Annotated in this window: 21 protein-coding genes and 1 tRNA gene; 11 read left to right on the top strand and 11 right to left on the bottom strand. The window is 62.0% G+C overall.

Translation table 11 applies throughout. The features are described from left to right. Positions 1–129 precede the first annotated feature (129 nt). The 5 genes from FJ980_RS22580 to FJ980_RS22560 all read right to left on the bottom strand — a co-directional run bounded on the left by FJ980_RS22580 (position 130) and on the right by FJ980_RS22560 (position 4,948). On the bottom strand, positions 130–1,098 hold the full coding sequence (locus FJ980_RS22580) for an alpha/beta hydrolase (protein ID WP_140545965.1): 969 nt from the start codon (positions 1,096–1,098) through the stop codon (positions 130–132). Positions 1,099–1,103: 5 nt separating this feature from the next. Next, a complete protein-coding gene (locus tag FJ980_RS22575) occupies positions 1,104–1,781 on the bottom strand; it encodes an isochorismatase family protein (protein WP_140545964.1) in 678 nt (225 codons plus the stop codon). A gap of 319 nt (positions 1,782–2,100) precedes the next feature. Next, positions 2,101–3,396 (bottom strand): Xaa-Pro peptidase family protein, encoded by a 1,296-nt coding sequence (locus FJ980_RS22570; RefSeq protein ID WP_140545963.1) that lies wholly within the window; start codon positions 3,394–3,396, stop codon positions 2,101–2,103. A gap of 149 nt (positions 3,397–3,545) precedes the next feature. Then, entirely contained in the window at positions 3,546–4,523 is a 978-nt protein-coding gene (locus FJ980_RS22565) for a GlxA family transcriptional regulator (RefSeq protein WP_140545962.1), read from the bottom strand. Then, entirely contained in the window at positions 4,520–4,948 is a 429-nt protein-coding gene (locus FJ980_RS22560; protein WP_140545961.1) for an NUDIX domain-containing protein, read from the bottom strand. Before FJ980_RS22560 ends, FJ980_RS22565 begins: the two co-directional genes overlap by 4 nt. A 178-nt stretch (positions 4,949–5,126) precedes the next feature. Between FJ980_RS22560 and FJ980_RS22555 the strand changes: the two genes are divergently transcribed. The 3 genes from FJ980_RS22555 to FJ980_RS22545 are packed head-to-tail and all read left to right on the top strand — an operon-like array spanning position 5,127 to position 6,531. Then, positions 5,127–5,435 carry a DUF1778 domain-containing protein gene (locus tag FJ980_RS22555; protein WP_140545960.1) on the top strand — a complete coding sequence of 103 codons (309 nt, stop codon included), beginning with the start codon at positions 5,127–5,129 and terminating at the stop codon, positions 5,433–5,435. Then, on the top strand, positions 5,432–5,989 hold the full coding sequence (locus FJ980_RS22550; RefSeq protein ID WP_140545959.1) for a GNAT family N-acetyltransferase: 558 nt from the start codon (positions 5,432–5,434) through the stop codon (positions 5,987–5,989). Before FJ980_RS22555 ends, FJ980_RS22550 begins: the two co-directional genes overlap by 4 nt. Positions 5,990–6,024: 35 nt before the next feature. Continuing rightward, positions 6,025–6,531, top strand: a complete 507-nt coding sequence (locus tag FJ980_RS22545) for a GAF domain-containing protein (protein WP_140545958.1) — start codon at positions 6,025–6,027, stop codon at positions 6,529–6,531. A gap of 17 nt (positions 6,532–6,548) precedes the next feature. Here FJ980_RS22545 and FJ980_RS22540 read toward each other — a convergent pair whose 3' ends face one another. After that, a complete protein-coding gene (locus FJ980_RS22540) occupies positions 6,549–7,568 on the bottom strand; it encodes a YeiH family protein (RefSeq protein WP_246676513.1) in 1,020 nt (339 codons plus the stop codon). Positions 7,569–7,832: 264 nt separating this feature from the next. Here FJ980_RS22540 and FJ980_RS22535 point away from each other — a divergent pair, with 264 nt between their 5' ends. The 4 genes from FJ980_RS22535 to FJ980_RS22520 all read left to right on the top strand — a co-directional run bounded on the left by FJ980_RS22535 (position 7,833) and on the right by FJ980_RS22520 (position 12,905). Next, positions 7,833–9,266, top strand: a complete 1,434-nt coding sequence (locus tag FJ980_RS22535; RefSeq protein WP_140545957.1) for an aldehyde dehydrogenase family protein — start codon at positions 7,833–7,835, stop codon at positions 9,264–9,266. Positions 9,267–10,066: 800 nt separating this feature from the next. Then, the gene (locus FJ980_RS22525) at positions 10,067–10,438 is read left to right on the top strand and encodes a hypothetical protein (RefSeq protein WP_140545955.1); all 372 of its coding nucleotides are present in this window, start codon (positions 10,067–10,069) and stop codon (positions 10,436–10,438) included. Between the two features lie 287 nt (positions 10,439–10,725). Then, entirely contained in the window at positions 10,726–10,899 is a 174-nt protein-coding gene (locus FJ980_RS34770) for a hypothetical protein (protein ID WP_181175901.1), read from the top strand. Between the two features lie 548 nt (positions 10,900–11,447). Continuing rightward, the gene (locus FJ980_RS22520; protein WP_140545954.1) at positions 11,448–12,905 is read left to right on the top strand and encodes a hypothetical protein; all 1,458 of its coding nucleotides are present in this window, start codon (positions 11,448–11,450) and stop codon (positions 12,903–12,905) included. Between the two features lie 62 nt (positions 12,906–12,967). Here the strand turns inward: FJ980_RS22520 and FJ980_RS22515 are convergent, their stop codons facing one another. Beyond that, positions 12,968–13,411, bottom strand: coding sequence for a hypothetical protein (locus FJ980_RS22515; RefSeq protein ID WP_246673480.1), 444 nt, complete (start codon positions 13,409–13,411; stop codon positions 12,968–12,970). Positions 13,412–13,735: 324 nt separating this feature from the next. On the opposite strand from FJ980_RS22515, the gene FJ980_RS22510 reads away from it, so the two are divergent. Beyond that, a complete protein-coding gene (locus FJ980_RS22510) occupies positions 13,736–14,392 on the top strand; it encodes a hypothetical protein (RefSeq protein WP_181181288.1) in 657 nt (218 codons plus the stop codon). 113 nt (positions 14,393–14,505) lie between these two features. On the opposite strand, the gene FJ980_RS35475 is transcribed toward FJ980_RS22510, so the two are convergent. Then, positions 14,506–16,464, bottom strand: a complete 1,959-nt coding sequence (locus FJ980_RS35475) for a hypothetical protein (RefSeq protein WP_246676512.1) — start codon at positions 16,462–16,464, stop codon at positions 14,506–14,508. A 455-nt stretch (positions 16,465–16,919) separates the two neighbouring features. On the opposite strand from FJ980_RS35475, the gene FJ980_RS22500 reads away from it, so the two are divergent. Further along, on the top strand, positions 16,920–17,258 hold the full coding sequence (locus FJ980_RS22500) for a hypothetical protein (protein ID WP_140545953.1): 339 nt from the start codon (positions 16,920–16,922) through the stop codon (positions 17,256–17,258). Between the two features lie 25 nt (positions 17,259–17,283). Here the strand turns inward: FJ980_RS22500 and FJ980_RS22495 are convergent, their stop codons facing one another. The 3 genes from FJ980_RS22495 to FJ980_RS22485 all read right to left on the bottom strand — a co-directional run bounded on the left by FJ980_RS22495 (position 17,284) and on the right by FJ980_RS22485 (position 19,092). After that, positions 17,284–17,532, bottom strand: coding sequence for a hypothetical protein (locus FJ980_RS22495; RefSeq protein WP_140545952.1), 249 nt, complete (start codon positions 17,530–17,532; stop codon positions 17,284–17,286). Positions 17,533–17,887: 355 nt separating this feature from the next. After that, a tRNA-Gln gene (locus tag FJ980_RS22490) sits at positions 17,888–17,961 on the bottom strand. 198 nt (positions 17,962–18,159) lie between these two features. Next, the gene (locus FJ980_RS22485) at positions 18,160–19,092 is read right to left on the bottom strand and encodes a YbhN family protein (protein WP_140545951.1); all 933 of its coding nucleotides are present in this window, start codon (positions 19,090–19,092) and stop codon (positions 18,160–18,162) included. 264 nt (positions 19,093–19,356) lie between these two features. Here FJ980_RS22485 and FJ980_RS22480 point away from each other — a divergent pair, with 264 nt between their 5' ends. Continuing rightward, positions 19,357–20,706, top strand: a complete 1,350-nt coding sequence (locus tag FJ980_RS22480; protein WP_140545950.1) for a Ppx/GppA phosphatase family protein — start codon at positions 19,357–19,359, stop codon at positions 20,704–20,706. Beyond that, the gene (locus tag FJ980_RS22475; RefSeq protein ID WP_140545949.1) at positions 20,706–21,401 is read left to right on the top strand and encodes an RlmE family RNA methyltransferase; all 696 of its coding nucleotides are present in this window, start codon (positions 20,706–20,708) and stop codon (positions 21,399–21,401) included. The genes FJ980_RS22480 and FJ980_RS22475 overlap by 1 nt, the downstream gene beginning before the upstream one ends. The last annotated feature ends 34 nt before the right edge of the window (positions 21,402–21,435 follow it).

Genomic DNA, 21,435 nt, shown 5'->3' with positions numbered 1-21,435 from the left:
ACGCTTCAAGCCATTTCCCGACCGCGTCTCTTCACGCTTGACCACAGCACGAAGCAAATGTGTGCGCACGCTAGCCCCTCGGGGAGAGGTCGGCCGAGCGAAGCGGAGGCTGGGTGAGGGGGAGCGGCCTCAATACGGCCACTTGCCCCGCCCAAGCGCACTGATGTCCGCAACAATCCTCCGAAACGCCTCCGCCGCGCGCGGCACCGTCATCCTTGCCCGCAGAAAGCTGTGCACCAGCCGCGGCTCCTCGCGCCACCAGGCGTGGCCGCCGGCGGCGAGGATGCGGTCGCGATAGGTCTCGCCGTCGGACGATAGCGGGTCGCATTCGGCGGTGACGATGATCGTCGGCGGCAGGCCGGAGAAATCGTGGTCTCGAATCGGCGAGAAGGTTGGATCGTCCTGTGACTGTCCAGGCGCGGACCGGATGCGACGGTAGAACTCGATGTCGCTTACGCTGAGCAGCGGCGCTTCGGCATGCTCGACATAAGAGCGCCCGGTCTCGTCGCTGCTTAGCCCCGGATAGATCAACATCTGGCCAACAGCCTGCCGTTCATGGCGCCGCGTTGCCTGCGCCACCGCAGCGGCGAGATTGCCGCCGGCGCTTTCGCCGCAAAGCACGATCGGCAGTGTGCTCGTCGCGGCGACCCACTCGAACACTGCCAACGCATCGTCGTAGGAGGCGGGGTGCAGATGCTCCGGCGCCAGCCGGTAGTCGGCCGAGACCACCTCGAAACCGGTGCCGGCGCAGATTTCGGCGCAGACGTCGTCATGGCTATCGAGGTCGCCAAGCACAAAACCGCCGCCATGGTAATAGACGACGGTCGCCGCCGCGTTGCCCGCCATGCGATAGTGCCGCACCGGGATCGGATGCGTCGCCGTCGCGACGAGGCCGTCGCTGGTCGTCACGCCTTCTGGACGAGCCTGATGAAAAGCTGCGCACATCCGATTGTAGACCGCGCGCTGCTTCGCGATCGGCGCAGCGACGATCTCCGGCGGGTACCAGCTGTTGACCTCGTCGATATACTTCCAGAGTTCCACATCGAGCCGGTCGGCATATCTGCTGCGCCTTACCGGAATGGCTGGCTCACTCGTCATCGCCGTCAGAGCTCGGCGTAGAGCCGCGCCGCGTTCTCGAAGGTGAAGCGCAGCGGCACCGAGCCTTCGACCTGCCACACCTTCACGGTGTCTCCCGCCAACAGCCGGCAGGCATCGAGCGTGTTGGTGACGGCGCCGCCATAGAGGCGGTTGGCGAGGTTGAGGATGCCGGTCTGGTGCATGGCGGCACTGGCGCTGCCGCAGGCATCCTTGACCAAAAGCACGCGAAACCCGCGCGCTACCGCGTCCTTCACCGTCGCGTCGATGCAGGCCTCGGTCCACACGCCCGCAATCACCAGCCATTCGATGCCCGAGGTCTTGAGCTTGTCGCCAAAATCGTTCTTGGCGAAGGCGCTGGCTTCCTGCTTGACCAGCATGGCTTCGCCATTTTGCGGAGCCACCTCGCGGCAGATCGCCGTCAGCGGATCGTCCTTGTCGGAAAAGGCCGACTTGCCGCTGTCATCGACTGGGTGGAACGGCCGCGCCGCGGCGAGATCGACGATATAGGCCCAGTGGTGGAGCGGCACGAAGTTGCGCCGCGCCGCCTCCTGCAGGCGCTGCACATTGGCGAGGATATCGGCAAAACCCTCGACCAGATAGCGTTTGTCCCTGCGATGCTCCTCCTGGAGATCGATGAACACCGCGGCCACCGTGCCGCGTCGGATGGAAATGGGTGCTTTCATGCGTATGCTCTCGAGGGGTGCCGTGGGGCATCGGAATGTGCCGCAGCCTATCAACTTCGTCATTCCAGGGCGAAGCAGCCGCGAAGCGGCGTCGCGAAGACCCTGGAATCCATGCCGTTAGGTTCATCGGAAGAGTGCGGACTAACAGAATTCTGCACCGTTGCAACGCTTCGTCGTAACGGCATGGATTCTAGGGTCTGCGCCGCGTCGCTCCGCTCCTTGCTCCGCCCTAGAATGACGACGGCAGGTACGCAACGGATATTCTCTAAGCTTTGCGATATCGCACCGCAGATAGCAGTGGACGCCGGCATCACTTCGCTCATTCCAGAAACTCGTCCTCATACGGGAAGCGCGAGAGCAGTTCGGTGCCGGTCTCGGTGATCAGGACCTCGTCCTCCAGCTTGACGCCCTCGCGGCCGCCTTTCTCGCCGATATAGCTTTCCACGCTCACCACCATGCCGGGCACGATGATGCCGTCGCGGCCATAGGTCTCGTAGTCCATCGCGTGCGCGATGAAAGGTGTTTCGCCATGCATGCCGACGCCGTGCATCACAGAGGTGTAGCGCTGGTCGACGAAGCGGTCCGGGATCTTCCACGCCTTCTCGGCGATCTCGCGGAACGCCATGCCGGGCTTCACGATCGAGATGTTGTGCTGCACCTGGTCATGCGCCATGCGGTAGAGCGATTTCTGATAGGGCGTCGGCTTGCCCGGGCCGCAGCGGAAGGTGCGCGAGAAGTCGGAATAGTAGCCGTAGCAGCCGATCGTGTCGGTATCGAGCGCCAGCAACTCGCCCGGCCTGATTTTGCGCCCGCTCGCCTCGTTGAACCACGGATTGGTGCGCTGTCCCGAGGTGAGCAGCCGGGTCTCGATGAACTCGCCGCCTTGCCGGATCACCTCGCCATACATGATGGCGAAGAGCTCGTTCTCGGAAACGCCGGGCTTGATCGCCTCGCGCACCGCCGCCACCGCGGCCTCGGCGCCCGCCATCGAGGCCAGCAGGCATTTGACTTCCTCCGGCGTCTTGACCGCGCGCACCGCCAGTATCTCGCCCTGGCAGTCCTTCACCTCGCAGCCGCGCTTTTCGAGCGCCAGCGCCTGCAGATGGCTGCAGCGGTCGAGGCCGAGCTTCATCGAGCCGCCGCCATGCTTCTTCAGGAGCTCGGCGATCTCGTCGGCGAACGGCCCGGCGGTCTCGTCGTCGCGGCCCGACACCGACGACCAGACGAGCTTGGACGGCCGCGCCTCGTCGATCGTGTCGAGCACCATCGAGACATGGTAGCTCTGCGGATATTCGAACAGCACGATCGGCCCTTCGGTGGGCACGAAGAAATAGCGGGTCGAGTTGCGCAGGAAATAGCCGAACATGTTGCGCGAGCCGGTGGCGTAGCGCTGGTTGTATGGATCGAACAGAACGACGCCGCCATAGCCAGCCCCGCGCATCCAGGCGCGCAGCTTGGCCAGCCGCCCCTTGCGCAGCGCGTCAGCGTCGATGAAGGACGGCTCGGTGTCTGAAAGCCACATGCCGCCGGCCGGATCGGCCGCGACGGGATGGCGCATGCGGTCCTTGAAGTCCACATCCTCGGTGCTGTCGGGGTCGAATACGACGATGCTCATGGGAGGCCTCCTGTTGCGGAGAACATGGTCTATACGTCACACGAAGTGTGTGCGGATTCCCGCAGATGTCGTGCCGGACGCCGCAGGCTAACGGGCAACGCCGTGATCCGCCCCGCCAGCGATTCATCGGGTCAGCGCGCACAAACACACTAATGCCGCCGCATCACTTTCGGCGCGTGCCCGTGCTCCTCGCGAAACGCCCTTGCAAAGCTCGACATCGACGCAAAGCCGCAGGCCAGCGCCACATCGCGCACCATCAGCGTCGAATGTGCCAGCAGATCGGCAGCCCGCTTAAGTCGCAGCCGCCGGTAATATCCATTGGGCGAGATATCCAGCTCGGCGCGGAAACTGCGCTCGAGCTTGTCGGGCGAGACGCCGAGCCGTTCGGCCAGTTCCGCCATGCCGAGCCTTTCCTCGACCGCATCCTCCATAATGGCGATGGCCGACAGAACCAGCTCGTTCTGGACGCCGGTGCGTAGCCTGAGTGGCATCAGCTTGCGGTCGACGCTCGACCGCAATGGCGAGTGCACGAACCATTCGGCGACACCAGCCGCAAGCTCGGCGCCATAATCGCGCGTGATGATCTCCAGCATCATGTCTAGGCTGCCGACGCCGCCGGCCGAGGTGAAACGCTTGCGGTCGATGACGAAGAGATCGCGCCGAAGCTCGATATCCGGAAAAGCCTCGGTGAAGGCTGCCTGGCTGGTCCAGTGCAAGGTGCAGGCATGGCCGTCGAGCAGGCCGGCGCGGGCGAGGAAGAATGCGGCGTCGGCGACAGCGCCGATATGCGCGCCGCCGCGCAGGCTTTTGCGGATCCAGCTCATCGCCTCATCGGCCACGACATGATCGGCGTCGCCACCGGAACACACCACGATGCGGTCGACCTTCGGCGCGTCGGCGGCCGAGAAGCCGGGCTGAATGACGACGCCGTTCGATGCCTCCACGCTACCCGCATCGGCGCCGACGATCACCCATCGATAGCAGTCGCGCTTGGCAAGAATGTTGACGGCGCGTAAGGGCTCGATGACGGATGAAAATGCCATCATCGGAAAGCCGGGAAAAACCAGCACCGCGAAGGTAAGGGGCGCTTCGCCCGCCGCCTGCTTTGCCTGGCTGCGCCCGCTCATGGCTGGCGGCCGTAGCGCGGCAGCACGATATCGGCGGTGAGCGGCGCGAGATCCATGCCGCTTGCCAGCTCCGGGTTCAGCCAGATCATCTCCTCGATTTCGGCCGCCGGGACCGGCTCGCCGGTGATGGAGAGTTCGAACAGCTCGGCCTCGACGCTGGCATCCGGCTCATTGGCGGCGGGCGCCAAGAAAGAGCCGAGATGGAAGGCCGCGGCCGGATCGACGGCAACGCCCAGCTCCTCGCGCAATTCGAGCGCAAGGGCGGCGGTGGGCAATTCACCCGGCCCGATCTTGCCGCCGGCCTGCATGAAGGCGGTCGTGCCGCGCTTGCGCACCAGAAACAGCCTGCCGCCGTCGTCGCGGATAACAGCGGCGGCGATCCGGATCGTCCTGGCCCTCGCTGTCTTGGAATGGCTGGAGGTCACGATGGGCTGTTTCCCGGCGGCTGGTGGCAGAGGGGAGGGACTTTATCGGGCGCGTCAGCGCTCTTGCAACGGAGAAACGACCAAGAATGCCTGCGGCAACCGCCGCAACTCGCACTTGTGCAGCTTTCTTGACCTGTACGCCGATGCGACGTACATAGATGTGCGAAGGAGCAAGAACATGGAAAATTTCCATGATGAAATTCGAGAGATCGAGGAGCGCAGCAGCGAGCGGATGAACTTCCGCACAAAACCGCGCATCAAGAAAGCCATTCAGCAGGCCGCGGCTCTTGCCGGTGTCGATGACTCGGTTTTCACAATGAACGCCGCCTACAAGGCCGCCATGGAAACGATAGAAGCCCATGAGCGCACCGCTCTGCGGCCTGTCGATCATGCTGCCTTCTTTGCCGCTATCGACAACCCCCCGCAACCGACAGATCGACTGCGGGCGTCGTTTGCCCGCTATGCCAAAACCGTCATTTCCAAGTGACGAGGCAGCCTGAACTCGCCAACACCATAGAGTCGTTCGATCCTGAAAAGCATGATCGAACGGCTTTTTTCTGTGGCGTGGATCAGGTCGACAATTTCTTCAAAAGGACAGCCAACAAACTGTCCAAAGCCGACAATCTTCGTGTCTTTGTCATGCTCAGTCCAGCCGAAGACCTGATCGGCTTTTACGCCATCAATTCACACTCGGTGGATTACAGCGAGTTGCCACACAAATATGCGAGAACCCGGCCAGCACATGGGAGCATCCCCGCGGCCTATCTGTCTATGATGGGTGTTGACCTGCGATTCGCAGGCAATGGATATGGCGGCGATCTTCTGCTTGACGCGCTGGCGCGCATAGCGAGGGTTGCTGAGCAGATCGGAATTGCCGTTGTCATGCTGGATGTACTGGATTGCGGCGATCCGGCCAAGATAGCGCGCAGGATGAAGCTCTATGTCGATCATGGCTTCACCGCATTGCCGTCCAACGAATTGCGACTGTTCCTGCCGATCAAAACCGTTCAGGAACTGATGATGATGCATAGCAACCAGTAGGCCAAATCACTCGGCTTGCAACGGAGACGACTCGAATGTTTGCGGCAACCGCCATCGACACCAAGGACAAGCCGGCCTTCTACAAGGAGTTGGCCACGCAATTGAAAGCGCTGCTCGAAGGCGAGGGCGATTCCGTTGCCAACGCCGCCAACACCGCGGCGCTGATCTATCAGATGGTGCCCGACCTCAACTGGGCCGGCTTCTATTTCCTCGCCTCCGACGCCGAGCTGGTGCTCGGGCCCTTCCAGGGCAAGCCCGCCTGCGTTCGCATCGCCGTCGGCAAGGGCGTCTGCGGCAAGGCCGTCGAGCTCGACATGTCGATGCTGGTCAAGGACGTCAACGAATTTCCCGGCCACATCGCCTGCGATGCCGATTCGCGCTCGGAGCTGGTCGTGCTTCTGCGCGATGCCGAAGGCGCGTTCGGGGTGCTCGACCTCGACAGCCCGATACCCGGGCGCTTCGACAAGGAAGACCAGGCAGGCATCGAGAAGCTCGCCGCGATCTATGTCGCGGCGTGCGAGTTCGAGGATGATGACGACTAGGCGGCCTAGCCTGAACCTCAGGCGAACCTCACCAGCATCAGGCTGAAGCCCGCGACGAAGATGAACGCCGAGAAGGCCAGCATCAGCGGTCGAAGACCGCGCGAGCGCAGCTGGGAAATATCGGCCTGAAGGCCCATGGCGGCGAGCCCCATGGTCAGCATCACCTGCGCGGCCAGGGCGATCGCGGCATGAACCTGAACCGGGATCGCGATCAGGCTGTTCAGCGCCACCACCGCGACGAAGGCGACGACGAACCAGGGTAGCGGCGGCCTGGCGCCGGAAGTATCTGAGCTGCCGCGGCGCGCCATCAGGCCGAGCGCGATCACCATCGGCGCCAGCATCGCGACACGCGTCAGCTTGGCGACGGTCGCCGTCTCGCCGGCAAGCGTGCCGTTCTGGAAGCCGGCGCCGATCACCTGCGCCACCTCATGGATCGAGGCTCCGGCCCACAGACCGAAGGCGTGCTGGTCGAGCCCGAAGACCGGCGCCAGCAGCGGAAAGCCGAGCATGGCGACGGTGCCGAACAGCGTGATCGCGGCAACCGCGTAGGTCACGTCCTCGTCGCGCGCGTCGGTGACAATGTTGGTGGCGACGATTGCCGAAGCCCCGCAAATCGAGGTGCCGGCGGCGATCAGCTGCGCCAGCTTGGCCTCGACGCCGATCAGCTTGCCGAGCGCGACGGTGAAGAGGAAGGTGGCACCGAGCGTGGCCGCGACAATGCCGACCCCACCGAGGCCGATGCCCGCCACCTGGCCGAACGTGAGCTGGAAGCCGAGCAGCACGATGGCGAAGCGCAGCAGGCGCTTTTGCGAAAAGGCGATGCCGGCCTTGGCATGGGCGGGCAGGCCGAGCACGTTGGAATAGATCATGCCGGCCACCACGGCCAGGATCATCGGGCTCAACAAGGTGAGGCCGGACAAACCGCGCGCCGAATAGGCGACGCTGGCGATCATCGCCACCAGGACCAGTCCCGGTACCACGCCGGCTGAGATAGAGGTCAGGGCAGGGCGCTTGCGCTCGGCGTTGACCGGGTTCAGGTCAATTGGAAGATCATTCGCGGTGACGGGTAGGAATGACAATCGAATTCTCCAGGCGCGCTCGTCGCCGAAATGCCATTCTAGAACCAATCTTTCCAACGAATTATTTGAGTTATAATGATCGCCTTTAACGAACGATCATCGCCGACCAGTGGGCTCAACAAGCGCTTGCGTTTGACAGGGCATATGCCGCCCCGTTATCTCTGGCGGTATACGACGACAATCCACCACAATCGAGCACCCACGGCTGGCCGAGGAGAAACCATGTCACACAATCTGCAGTTCTATATCGACGGCGCCTGGGTCGATCCTGTTGTGCCGAACACACTCGATGTCATCGACCCCTCCAACGAGGACGCGTTCGCGCAGATTTCGCTCGGCTCCAAGGCCGATGTCGACAAGGCGGTGGCGGCGGCCAAGCGCGCCTTCGCCACTTTCGGCTTCACTTCGGTCGAGGAACGGCTCGACATCCTCAACCGCGTCATCGAAATCTATAAGAAGCGCAGCAAGGACCTTGCGCTCGCCGTCTCGCGCGAGATGGGCGCGCCGCGCCAGATGGCGCTGGACAGCCAGGTCGGCGTCGGCCAGGCGCATCTGGAGAAGATGGCCGAGGTGCTGAGGACCTTCCAGTTCCGCCACATCAAGGGCTCCTCGCTCATCGTCAAGGAGCCGATCGGCGTCGTCGGCTTGATCACGCCGTGGAACTGGCCGCTGAACCAGATCACCTGCAAGGTCGGTCCCGCGCTTGCCGCCGGCTGCACCATGGTGCTGAAGCCGTCCGAGATCGCGCCGCTCGACGCTATCATCTTCGCCGAGATCATCGACGAGGCCGGCGTGCCGAAAGGCGTCTTCAACCTCGTCAACGGCGACGGCCCGGGCGTCGGCCAGGCGCTGGCCAGCCACCCGGATGTCGACATGATGTCCTTCACCGGCTCGACCCGCGCCGGCATCCTGGTTGCCAAGGCGGCGGCCGACACGGTCAAGCGCGTGCATCAGGAACTCGGCGGCAAGTCGGCCAACATCCTGTTCCCCGATGTTGATCTGGAGCGGGCCGTCACCAAGGGCGTCGCCGGCTGCTTCGGCAACAGCGGCCAGTCCTGCAACGCGCCGACTCGCATGTTCGTGCCGCGTGACCGCCATGACGAGGCCGCCGGCTATGCGAAGAAGGCGACGGAGAAATTCACCGTCGGCCCGGCCGACGCGCCCGCGTCGAAGCTCGGTCCGGTGGTGAGCCAACTGCAGTTCGACAAGATCCAGGACCTGATCCAAAGCGGCATCGACGAAGGCGCCACGCTGGTCGCCGGCGGTCCCGGCCGCCCGGCCGAGCTCAACCGCGGCTACTATGTCCGCCCGACGGTCTTCGCCAACGTGACGCACGACATGCGCATCGCCAAGGAAGAAATCTTTGGGCCGGTGCTGTCGATCATGCCCTACGACACAGTCGAGCAGGCGATCGAGCAGGCCAACGACACCGTCTTCGGCCTTGCCTCCTATATCCAGGCCAAGGACATCGAGAGGGCGCGCCAGGCGGCCGCCCGCATGCGCTCGGGCACTGTCTACATCAACTACCCTGCCTGGGACGCGGGCCTGCCCTTCGGCGGCTACAAACAGTCCGGCAACGGCCGCGAATATGCCGAATACGGTCTTGAGGATTTCCTCGAGACCAAGGGCATCGCGGGGTATGCGGCGGCGAAGTAGGGCGCTGTAGCCAGTGATCGTCGGCGCTGAAGTAAAAAGGCGCGGTTCAACCGGGTTATTAATGTTTGAAAACAAGTCGACCAGGGACGGCCACTATATCAAAGACTGATCCAACGGAGACGTCGCCTGGTCGGGATGAGATGACACGTATTAGGCTTGGCTGATGCGATTAGGGCTGGCTGACTGCCTGTGTTTTTCGAACAATCGGAGCTTTGCCGGATATCCAAGCCGTATCGACGTTTGGCAGCCCCCGCATTTGAATGTAGCCACGGACTTGAACCAGGAGCCTTTCCGGATAATCGGATGCCGGCATCTTGGACATTCGAATCTGAGATCTGTCTCATTCAGGTTTTGAGGAATCGACATTTTGCCACACGCTCCCTATGCATCTACCGACAGCACGTTAAAGTAGCAATGTTTCAGGCCTGCGACCGCCAGACTACCGCGTTGTAACGAGAGTGATTCCTGGCAACGGAACTGCGCTCAGGGCCAAGCTCGTGCTCGACCGACCGAGCATTTGGTTGCAAGGCTACCTTTCCGCGAAACACACCAGAAAGGATATTTGGTAAGGATTAATTCAACCGGGCCGAGTATGGTGAGGGTGGCGGCTCCAGCTGGGTGGGGGGTGCGTTTGGCCAGAGCCGCCTGCACGGTCATTGTGTGGCAGTAGACCGCGCTGTGTCAGAATAGAACAGCGCGGTCTATAATTAGTTAATGCTAATTAAATGCGGCGGCTACACTAACGGCCGCCGACTCGCCGTGGTTCATTGTGGGATGGCCTGCCGGCGTACAAGCTGGGCGTGGTTGCCAGCGTGGTTCACCAACGTCGCAATTTGAAAATGCCGCTCTTTCCGAATTTCGAGCAATTGACCTGGCAACCCGAGGGCATAGGTCTTCCGGTAGGGTGTGGTGAAGCGCGAAAAAGCCCCGCCGGCGAGATGCCTGCGGAGCTTTTTTCAGCGGATAGTCGATTAACGACGATCGCTTCCGCGGCTATCATGGTGGCCGCCGTTGTTCGCGCCCAGACACATGGCATAGTAATCGTCATGGTTGCTGCACGAATTGAGGGTCGCCTGCTGAGCATAAGCCGAACCAGCAAAGCCGGCGACAGCAACAATGGCGAGAATTGCATTGCGAACAATCTTGGACATTTTGATTTTTCCTCTGTTTAAATTCCGGTCGATCCGGTCGATGGCGGTTTTCCTGCAGTTTGGTTTCGGTTTGATGGCGCTTGAACGTAAATCTGTTTCGAAACGGCAACGGCAGTAGCCGAGCCGGCCAGACGCCTCGCAAGCCATGGCGGTTCGTTTGCATACAAATGTTTCAAAGCCTGTCCTTCTCGTTACGAACCTTGCGCTTGCGTGCAACGCGGCGGAAACGATCGTCGGTCATCTAAGGCGCAATCATGAGGGCGGCGGGATTCCCCCGTTACAGCCATGGCGAATTGAGGATAAACTTCATGTCGATCCTGAAGACATTGAACCGCATGGGCGCGGCCTTGAAATATGCGCAGGATGCCCGCAACCCAACGCGGATGCGGAACGGCATGCCGTCCGACAATCAGCTGGATACTTGCTGGCCGGTGATGCCGACAACCAAGCACCTGTCCTCGAACATCTGGGGCGGGATCTGAGATCTCGATCGCTCGGAAGCCCGACCGTCGACCTGCGCATGGCAATCGTCACCGCGCGAGCCGCAGGCAACGCGCCGTAGCCGCGCTTCTCGGCACCTCCCGAGCTCGTCGCGAGCGTGTCGACGTGCGATTTATCCGCGCCCCGCCTCTGGAACGACATCGGGCAAATGGCCATAATGTCGGAGCGGTCCGTGCCCCGAGCGAGGTTCACCAGCCGTCGCAATTCGAGAATGCCGTTCTTTCAAAAGCTTCGTGAAATGACCTAGCCGTTCTAGGGTATCGAGCATGTTTGAAGAGCGACGGAACATCCCTTCAATACCTAAGCCTGTAATCAAGTCAGCACACGCTTCTGCATATTAGAAAGTGCTATAGTTCCTGTTGTTGCGTTAAAAGAATAACCGCCGCGAAGAATTCAGTAAAACTCGAACAATCAGTTTGCGCCGATGTTAACGGCGCGCGGTGCATTCTTGCCGCATTAAGCGGGTGGGAACGACATGCGTCTCTTGACAGCCAAAACGTGGGTTGCGTCTTTTCTGGCATCCGCTCTGATGTTGGGCGCCCAGTTGGGTGTCGCCTGGGCAGCGCAGCCATGGCTGGATAAGCTCGGCGAGCCGGACCGGCAAAAGTTCGCACAGCTGGTCGGCACGGTCGATGGCTGGACTGCCGACAAGGCCGACAAGATCAAGGCTGACCTCAAGGTATTCGTGGATGCGCACCCGGATTTCGTTCCCGCCCGCGTCGAGGCCACCCGAGCGGAGTGGATGAGGATTGCCAGCCGCATGGGGGTAGCCTTGTCGAGCAAATCCTTCTTCATCGTCTTCGAGGAGCTGGAACGTCTCGACCCTTCCTATCCGCCGGCTTACGTTTACGGAGCGCGGACATATATTTATTCCGGCTATCCGGCCGGCGCGCGCAAGCAGCTCGATAAGGCACTTGCGCTGGATGCCGCGAACCCCTGGGTCGACATGACCTGGTCCCTGATGCTCGAGCGGTTGGATCGACGCCAGGATGCGCTGGCATGGGCCAAGACGGCGCTACCCAAGACAGCCGGAAACACCAGGGCGATGGTCGGCGCAATCCTAGCGATCACCAACCTGCAAGGTGTAACCGGCCACGATGCCGCGATTGCCTTGGCCGACCAGATACTGGCGCTTGAACCGGACATGGACAAGCTCGCCGAGGTCATCGACGGTTGCCTGTCCGGCTACAGCTACCAGCCGGGTCTGCTGGATGCTCTGACGGAGATCACCAAACGACTTCAAGCCAAGCAAGCCTTGTCGAATGCTCTCTGGTACGAAATCGCGCGCCTCGATCTGACCATCGGCTATATCTACAATGATGGCGTCAGGCCTCAATACCGGCCGGACTACGCCGCAGCCGCGATCGTGATCCTCGACAAGATCGGCAATGATCCGCAACTTGCGGAGAAAATATGGGGTACCCGATTTGATCTGGCCCTCAGTCTCGGCGACGTCGCGGCCATGACGAGGCTTCTCGATGAAGCCGGCCTCAAAGGCTACGACGCCACGTCGATCGGCTATCACGAAGCGCAGCTGCTGTTTGCACAGGGCAGATATGTCGACGTGATGAAGCTCTACCAGGGGCGCAATCTTCCCGAGGACACCCTGCTGGCGCTCGCCTATGACTGGGGAGGCGACCGCAATGTCGCCGATAGGATCTACCTGCGCGACCTGGAAGTGAATGCGACCTCCGGCCCGGCCAATGCCACCTATGCGGGGTTAAGGCTGTTCCGCTTTCGCGACATCGACGGCGCCATCAAATACGGAGAGAAAGCGTATTCGCTTTATCCATCCGGCTGGAGCCGTTCGCTGGTGACGACCGCCTGGCTGGTCAAATCGTCCGACTACCTGAAAGCCAACAAGACCAAAGAGGCGAAGGAGGCATTCGCGCGTGCCCGTCAGATCGGGATAGACCGCGCCTCCCTTCAAAGCCTGTGCAGCAATCTGTGCAATGACATCAGCTTGCCGCTGAGCGAGTTCCAGTAGCGTTCAGATGCCATGGAAGTCCCCGCAATTCCCCGGGGGGCGCGATCAATGCCTGCGCCGCCTCAGGAATTCATCCGCCGTGCAAAATGCTCATAGGTCACCCGCCAGGGATCGCTTTCGGCAGCTCTTTCCTCGCCGATCCAATGGAAGCTGTCGGCCGTGATCTCGGTGAATCGCCAACGCGCTTGCAGGCCGCGCGAGTCATGGCCGATCTGGACGATGTCGTTGCCCTCGGCCCGCCCGATCTGGCGTGAGTAATTCTGGTTGAGCGGATCGCTCCAGAGGATGTGCCAGCCGTCGATGCCGGGATCGAAGACGCGCAAGGTGGTGCCGTACATGGTCGACGGGGCAGGGCGCCTCGGCCTGATCCAGAGGTCCTGGATGGCGCGGCCTTCGAGCACCCAGCCGAAATGGCATTCGCCATCCGATTTGCGGATAGCGCCATCGTCGAGATGCTGGACCGTGTCCATGTCCCAGCTGCCGATCAGCCAAGCGTACAGGTCCATGTCTTTCGCCCAATCGGCGGAAGGGCCATCGCAGGTGAGGGCGGTGAGAAACGGGGACATTGTGGTCGTCATCACTTTCTCCAAGGCGAGCAGGGAGCTGGAACATCGCCGCAGTAACTTGCGGCGTTGTGGTTTCTGGGTCTTGGGAAAAATTGCTGTGTTGCCGCTATCGATCGTCCCCCACAGCATCCTTGATGCAGCGGATTCATCCACTAGTTAACTCGGTGGGCACCGTATTCGCCAGTTTTTGCCTTGGGGCAGCGGCGGTTTAGACGTTCTGACCGCATGCCGCGCAAGGACGGCTGGGCACATTTGGAGACTACCGTGCGTCAATCCCTTGGATTCAGCTTGGCTTGTTTTGCATTCGCTTGCTCGATCGCGGTAGCTTGCGCTGGAACTGCAGCCGCCGGCCCGCACGGCGGAGGGCATCATGGTGGCGGCCATCAGGGTGATGATGGAGGTCAGGGCAGCCATGACAACGGCGGCAAAGGCAAGGGCAAAGGACCTGCCGGCGATCCCGGCGATCCCGCTGATCCCGGCGATCCCGTCGGCAACAGCGGCAGTCCGCCGTCGAACGATGACGGGATCAGCACCACTCCAACGGCCTCAATACCGTCAACTCCAGCTGCCATTGTCGACCTGTCCACAGACGGCGGACGTTCGCTCGGCCTCCCGCCCGCCCTGCAGCCTCTCGAAGACAACACTGTTCTATCAGCGGTCCACCCGATCGAAGCGCTGCCCGGTGTCCCGGATAAGGTCGTTCGCGCCTGTCAGGACGCAATCGAGCAGGCCGCCGCCAAGTTTGGTGCGGCCAGTGTGCGCGTCAGCAGCGCAGGTTCCATACGTCGGTTGAGCAAACGCAAGATCTCGGCCCCCATTCAGGTCAGCATCGACTATATGCATCAGGGACGGGTGGAGACGCGTCAGGCGCCGGTCGGGTGCGAATTGAACGCGAAAGGCAGCGTGATCGGTCTGACATAGCGCAGAGCGCGGAACTCCTTGCGAAAATTCATCCCCTTTTCCGGGCCTCCGTGTGTTGCGAATGGTGCAGGCCAATGACTGGAGCCTTCACCGTCGTCGCAATCGTTTTGAATTCAATCCGACGTCGGGTGTATTGGTCGGAGGGCAAAGGGAAGCGCGATAGTACGCACGCGGATCACGCGCGAGGAGTTGCGAAGCTTGCTGCGCGTAGTCGTCTTCTGGCTGACAGCATTCATCTGACCGGTGCCGGCCGATGCGCGGCCAGAGCGAGGCTGCAGCGGCGGCTCAATTTGCGCGCTGCGGCGCTCAGCCCTGAGCTTGTCATTGTCCGCGCGCGCGGCGGCCAAGTCGCGGGCCAGAGCAACGGTGGCCTCACGTTGCTCGTCCAGAGCCTCTTTCAATCTGAGGGCGGCCTGTCCCAAAAGTGTTCGGGACGCGTCGCGCTCGAGGCGGGCCTTGTCGAGATCCTCTTGGGCCGAGACTGCTGAAGCGCGTTCTCGTGTCAGAGCCTGCGTCGCTTCGGCTGCAGTCTGCTCCGCACGCTCTCTTGCTGACACAGCCCTGGCTCGTTCCTGTTCAGCCGCGTCACGCTCGAGGCGGGCTTTATCGAGGTCCTCATGGATCGATGCTGCGGTAGCGCGTGCTCGTGTCAGAGCCTGCGCCGTCTCGGCTGCGGTCTGCTCCGCACGCTCTTTTGCTGAGGCAGCCTTGGCTCGTTCCTGTTCCGCCGCGTCGCGCTCGAGGCGGGCTTTATCGAGGTCCTCACGGGTCGATGCTGCGGAAGCGTGTGCCCGTGTCAGAGCCTGCGCCGTCTCGGCTGCGGTCTGCTCCACCCGTCCTCTCGCTGTGGCTGCACCGGTTCGTTCCCGCTCAGCCTTATCCGCGATCGCGGCCTTGGACAGTTCCATTGCGGCGAGGTCGCCACGAAGGTCCTTCGACTTCCGGCGCTCGTCGTCAAGTACTCCGTTCACTTGCGCAAGCGAGGCCTTGGCGCTGGCGCGGTCCTCGGCGGCCGTGGCCTGAAGCTGTGAAATTTGCGCCCGCGCTTGGGATAGGTCGCGCGCCATCAATTCAGTTCGCTGACGCTCCAGATGAGCAGCCGGCATCTGCGTAACGACATAGTTGATGCTCTCGCCCAGCAGCCTGCGAGCGTCTCCCGCAAGGCGCTGCAATGCGTCATATGTGCGGGCTGCCGCGAGTTCGTTGCGCAAACGCTCCCCGTATGCGTTGTCGGCTGCTGCCACGCTTGTCCTCAGCGCGTCGATCTGCTTGCGCGATTCCAAGAGCGCACTCTGCAGAGAGGCGCTTCTGGCGCGCTCTTCTTCCACAGTTCGGTGCTCCTGGCCGGCCAGATCCCTCGCAGCGGATGCCTGAGCACGAGCAGCCTCGACTTCAGCCTTGGCAGCCGCGAGATCCGGGCCAGGCGATTCGGCATTCGTACGCCCGTCGCCCTGGGCTGGTCCCTCCATATCCAATGCAGCACTCGCCGGACCCGGGAAGGATCGCGAAAGATCGGGCTGGGAGGGATTCTGGGCCCGCGAAATGGCGGGTGCGCTTTCGACCCAATTCTGTCTCGTCATCGTATAGCCAAGCGACACGGCCAGGCAGATCGTGGCGATGCCCAGGCCTGATACAAGACCGATAGGCCAGCGAACACGGGGAGGTGAGGCCGTAGCGATGTTTGTCGGGGAAGCGAAGGGCAGGTCGCCTGGCGAACTCTCATAAGCTTCGGAGATCATCTCGAAATGCTCGATTCGCACCCCGAACTGACGGTAGTTTGCATCCTGAGGCCGGGCATCCGCATCCGAGGACACGACAGCCTGAGAAGAACCAGGTCCGGTTGCAAGGTCGACCGGGCGTTCCCAGACCCAAGGAACCTCCTCGAGAGGAACAGGCTTGCATTCCTTCAGGTAGGCATTTGGTTTCGGGCGACTCCGCAGCACTGCGACAAGCGCATGCCGGAGCACAAGAAAGACGCCCGCCAGTACGAGTATCGCAATCCCGCCCTGGATGGCGAGATCTGTGTTATTTGTGTAAATTTCGGCAAGATGATTTGGCATCGTCGTGCCCATGTGGTGTTGGGTGCAACTTAAGTTCGCGAAGCGGTGTTTGGGTCTTCTCCCCGATGCCGGCTAAAGCTGCTGCTGCTCTCGAAAGCTGTCACTGCTTCGGGCCCTGCAGTGCCGTGCGAATGTATTTGTTGCGTTGCGGAGCGCGGTCAAGCGCCGGCAGAAGATGCCGGCGCAGAAGATGTGCGCTCGAACCGAAGCTCGAAGATACCGTGGCCGCCGGTTGTCGCCCGCCGTCAATGTTCCGAAAAGCCGACTCGCACCTCTCCATCGTCAATATCCCAAAAGTTCTCCCACGGTGCGTTCCAATCCGCTTTTTGGGGAGTCCGGACGGTCCATTCTGAACCCTAAGCTAGGTCACAGACCCCCACGGTCAACCACCTCGGCAGGACTTCCGGCCATGCAGAACGGCCATTGTGATGCCCGCTCTTCGCGCGGGGAAGTATGAGCCGGCGGGCATGGTCCATAAGGGCGAATATGTCATGTCAAAGCGGACAACCGACCGGATCGGCGTCGGCAACCTTGAGGCCCTTCACCGTGGCGCGCTCGCGGACTTCGACGGTGGCGGCTATGTCGGCAGCGCGCCGGGCGTGCGCCGCGCTCACATGACGGCGAACCAGAACACGCCGGTTGCGCAGCCGATCCAGATCAATGCGCCGATCACCGTCAATGGCAGCGCCGGCACCCGAAGCAGAACGCCGACCTCGCTAAGCAGATGCAGAAGCAGCTTGAGCGGTCCATGCGCGGCGTCGTGGCAGACGAGGTGCGTAGGCAGAGCAGGCCCGGAAATTTTTTGAACTCAAGAAGCCGATAGCAGAGAAACTACAACTTTGACATTATGGCTGTGGCAAGCATCATACCCGCGCCTAAAAACCAGAGAGAAAGCAGAATTTTCCATTCTCTCTTCCGACTAAATATAAAGTGTGACAGATATCGACCTTGCCGATCCATAGTCGGAAGGTCCTTAATGACGATATAGCAAATAATAATTATAAATAATAATACAGGAACAAAAGCGCCGAGTCCGACAATGCTGGTGAGCAATCCTTTCGGACCTACAAGATCGGTCATCTTTCGCACTCCAAATTTCAGGGGCAGCGCTTGTGATATGCGAATAGCGTATCCCGCTTAGGTTAATAGCTGAACCCATCCTTGTCCAAAATCTACAGCAATCTGCCGCGAGGACGTTTCCCTACAAGAGGCGGCGTGATGATAGCCAAACCCGACACCTTCATTCCGAACGACCGCTTTCACGCGCTCATTGAGCGACTGAAGGAAATCAACGAGGCGGACAATGAGGCCCGCGACAAGGCCATCCAATGGGGGAAGCGATTTCCACAGGGTGGGCCTAGAGGTGCCCAGCAATGTATCACTTAGCCGCCTCTAAAAAGAGCTAAACCTCTGATTTTATTGCGAAAAATAAGAGTGGCTGGGGAACCTGGATTCGAACCAGGACTAACGGAGTCAGAGTCCGTGGGTCTACCGTTAACCTATTCCCCAGCAGGCGCGTCTGGTATCGCGCGATGCGGGCGGCTCATGTGCCGCGAGCGCTGCCTTGTAGCCGCCATCGGAAAATAGTCAAGCCCGCAGCTGAGATCAACGCAGGCTTTTTGAGCCTTGTCCGATGCATGTCGTTCTGCCAAAGCCGTTCCACGCTTTGGGCGACATGCATTGGCTCTGCCGCCAGGCGCCGAAGGCTCAGCTCTCGCCTTTGCTGTATTGGGAATGCTCGAAATAGAGCACCACGCCAAGGCCGATCAGCAGCGGAATGATGAGATAGAACAGGCGGAACACCAGAAGCGCGGCGAGCACGCGGACCGGATCCATGTCCGAAAGCCCGGTGAGGAAGACGAATTCGAACACGCCGAGCGCGCCAGGCGCGTGCGACAGGAGGCCGATCGAGAACGACACCATGAACACCCCGAGCACCACGAAATAGCCCGGATTGCCGATCTCGGGCAGGGCAAAATAGATGATCGCGGCGGCCCCCAGCAGTTCGACCGGCCCGATCAGCAATTGCCGCGCCACGATCGGCAGCGCCGGATAGTGCAGCTGGAAGCTGCCTATCTTCAGCGGTCTCAGCCGCAGCCAACTGCCGAAGGCGTAGGCGCCGGCAAGGATGAGCATGGCGAGCCCTGCGGCGAATGCGGCGCCGTGATGCGGCGCGCCCGTGAAACGATCGATGATCTGCGGTTCCAGCAACAACACGAGGCCGCCGAGAAAAACGCTGGACAGGATGAAGGTGAACCAGCAGATCGCCACCAGCACGCCGACCTCCTGGCCGGTCAGCCCTCGCGTGCCGTAGGCGCGGTAACGGATGACCGCGCCGGAAAACACCGAGCCGCCGATATTGTGCGACACCGCGTAAGTGGTGAAGGAGCACAGCGTGACGAACAGCCACGATACTTTCTTGCCGATATGCAGCAGCGCGATGTGGTCGTAGCCGGCGAGCGAGGCATAGGCGACGACCGCGCTCAGTGCCGTGAGCACCCAGTCGCGCGGCGGGATGGCGGCAATGCCGGCCCAGACGTCGTCGAGCGAAACGCCGCGCAGTTCGTGGATGAGCAGCCACAGCGAGAACGCCACGGCCGCGATGCCTATGACCGGCCAGAAATAGCGCCTCCAATTCATGGCGTCGTCATCATGCGTTGCAACTCATTGATTTTGATGTTGCCCAACCCTTCGAACCTTCATTTCAGACATGCCTGATTGAAGCCGGCTATTCAACCGGCAAGACATTGTCCCAACGTGATCCGGCAAAATGCGACGTTAGCGAAATTCGGCCTCGCGCTCTTGGTGATTGTGAACTGCGCTGCTACTCTGTTGCCAACTTGAAACAAATCGAGGTGCCTGCTGCGTCCGCTCCCGGTTCGCGCGGCGCCGGAAGGAACTAAAGTGGAAGACCACGATACCGGCGCGGGCGCGTCGGCAGTGGGCATGTCCGGGGCATCGCCGACGCAATCGGCGGGCCCGCACACGGCGCGATTCAGCCGCCACGCGGGCGCGCACCAAAGACATGCCGGCCAGCGACAGATTGGCCTAAGCCAGGCCGACCAGCATGGCGATCAGCAGAAAGGCAAGACGCGCAAGCGACGCAAGCGCAAGCGCGGCCGCAAGGTGTTCGCGCGCGACGAGAACGTCGCTGTGCCGCATGCCGCGCCTGCCGCCATGGCGGCAAGGCAGCCTCCGAGCGGGCTTTCGCCGGTTGAGCCAAGGCTGGCGACCCCGCAGCGTCCGCCGCAACAGGAATTGCCTGTCTTCGCCGCACTCGACCTCGGCACCAACAATTGCCGGCTGCTGGTCGCGGTGCCTGGCCGTCACGGCCAGTTCCGCGTCATCGACGCTTTCTCGCGCATCGTCAGGCTGGGCGAGGGCCTGACCGCCAGCGGCCGGCTAAGCCAGGCCGCGATGGACCGCGCGGTCGAGGCGCTGAAGATCTGTGGCGAGAAGCTGCGCAACCGCAAGATCAGGAAAGCCAGGCTGATCGCCACCGAAGCCTGCCGTTCGGCCGCAAACGGCGTCGAGTTCCTAGATCGGGTGGAGCGCGAGGCCGGACTGAAGCTCGAGATCATCGACCGCCAGACCGAGGCCCGCCTTGCCGTTTCCGGTTGCGGCTCGCTGGTCGAGCGCGACACGCAAGGCGTGGTGCTGTTCGACATCGGCGGCGGCTCGTCGGAAATCGCGCTGATCGACCTGACCGGACGGCGCTCTCCGCGGCTCGCCAACCATATTGTCTCCTGGACCTCGCTGCCCGTCGGCGTGGTGTCGCTCGCCGAGCGCTTCGGCGGCCGCACGGTCACGCGCGAGACCTTTGCCGCCATGGTCGACGACGTGGCCGCGCGGTTGAAGGTCTTCGACGGCCGCGACCGGCTGGCACATGTGCTGGCAAGTCCCAACTTCCACCTGCTCGGTACCTCCGGCACGGTGACGACGCTGGCCGGCGTGCATCTCGATCTCGATCGCTACGACCGCCGCCGCGTCGACGGCCTGTGGATGGACCGCGACAGCGTCGACCGCATGATCGAGCGGCTGATCGGCTGGGATTTCCAGCAGCGCTGTGCCAATCCCTGCATCGGCGCCGACCGCGCCGACCTCGTGCTCGCCGGCTGCGCCATCCTGGAAGCGATCCGCGGCGTCTGGCCGTCCGAACGCTTGCGCGTCGCCGACCGCGGCCTGCGCGAGGGAATTTTGAGCGAGCTGATGGCTGATGACGGTGTCTGGCGCGATGGCGGGCGAGGCCGTTGATGGCTAGAAAACCGGACAAGCCGGGTTCCGCCGGCATTCGAGTCCTCAAGACCAGGATCAAGAAGAAGAGCGGCTTGAAGGAATCCTCGCGCCGCTGGCTCGAGCGCCACATGAACGATCCTTATGTGCAGCGCTCCAAGGCCGACGGCTACCGCTCGCGCGCCGCCTACAAGCTGATCGAGATCGACGACAAGCATCATCTGCTGAAGCCCGGCATGAAGATCATCGACCTCGGCGCTGCGCCCGGCGGCTGGTGCCAGGTGGCGGCCGCGCGGACGAAGTCGACGGCGGAAAACCCACATGTCGTCGGCATCGACTATCTCGAAATGGCCGCGGTTCCGGGCGCCGTCATCCTGCAGATGGATTTCCTCGATCCCGACGCGCCGCAAAAACTTGCCGAGGCGCTCGGTGCCCAGCCGGACGTGGTGCTGTCCGATATGGCCGCACCCACGACCGGTCACCGCCGCACCGACCATCTGCGCACCATGCATCTGTGCGAGGTCGCGGCCGATTTCGCGCTGCACGTCCTGAAGCCCGGCGGGCATTTCCTCGCCAAGGCGTTTCAGGGCGGCGCCGAGAACGAGCTTTTGTCATTGCTGAAGCAGAATTTCCGCTCCGTCCATCACGTGAAGCCGCCGGCCTCGCGCGATGAATCGGTGGAGCTGTATTTGCTGGCGAAGGAGTTCAAAGGCTAGCGCCTTCTCCTTCTCCCCTTGTGGGAGAAGGTGG

Origin of the sequence: Mesorhizobium sp. B1-1-5 (assembly GCF_006443065.1) — a bacterium.
Lineage (GTDB): Bacteria > Pseudomonadota > Alphaproteobacteria > Rhizobiales > Rhizobiaceae > Mesorhizobium.
The sequence above is the reverse complement of the archived record's forward strand: the minus strand, read 5'-3'. Positions and strand labels throughout refer to the sequence as shown.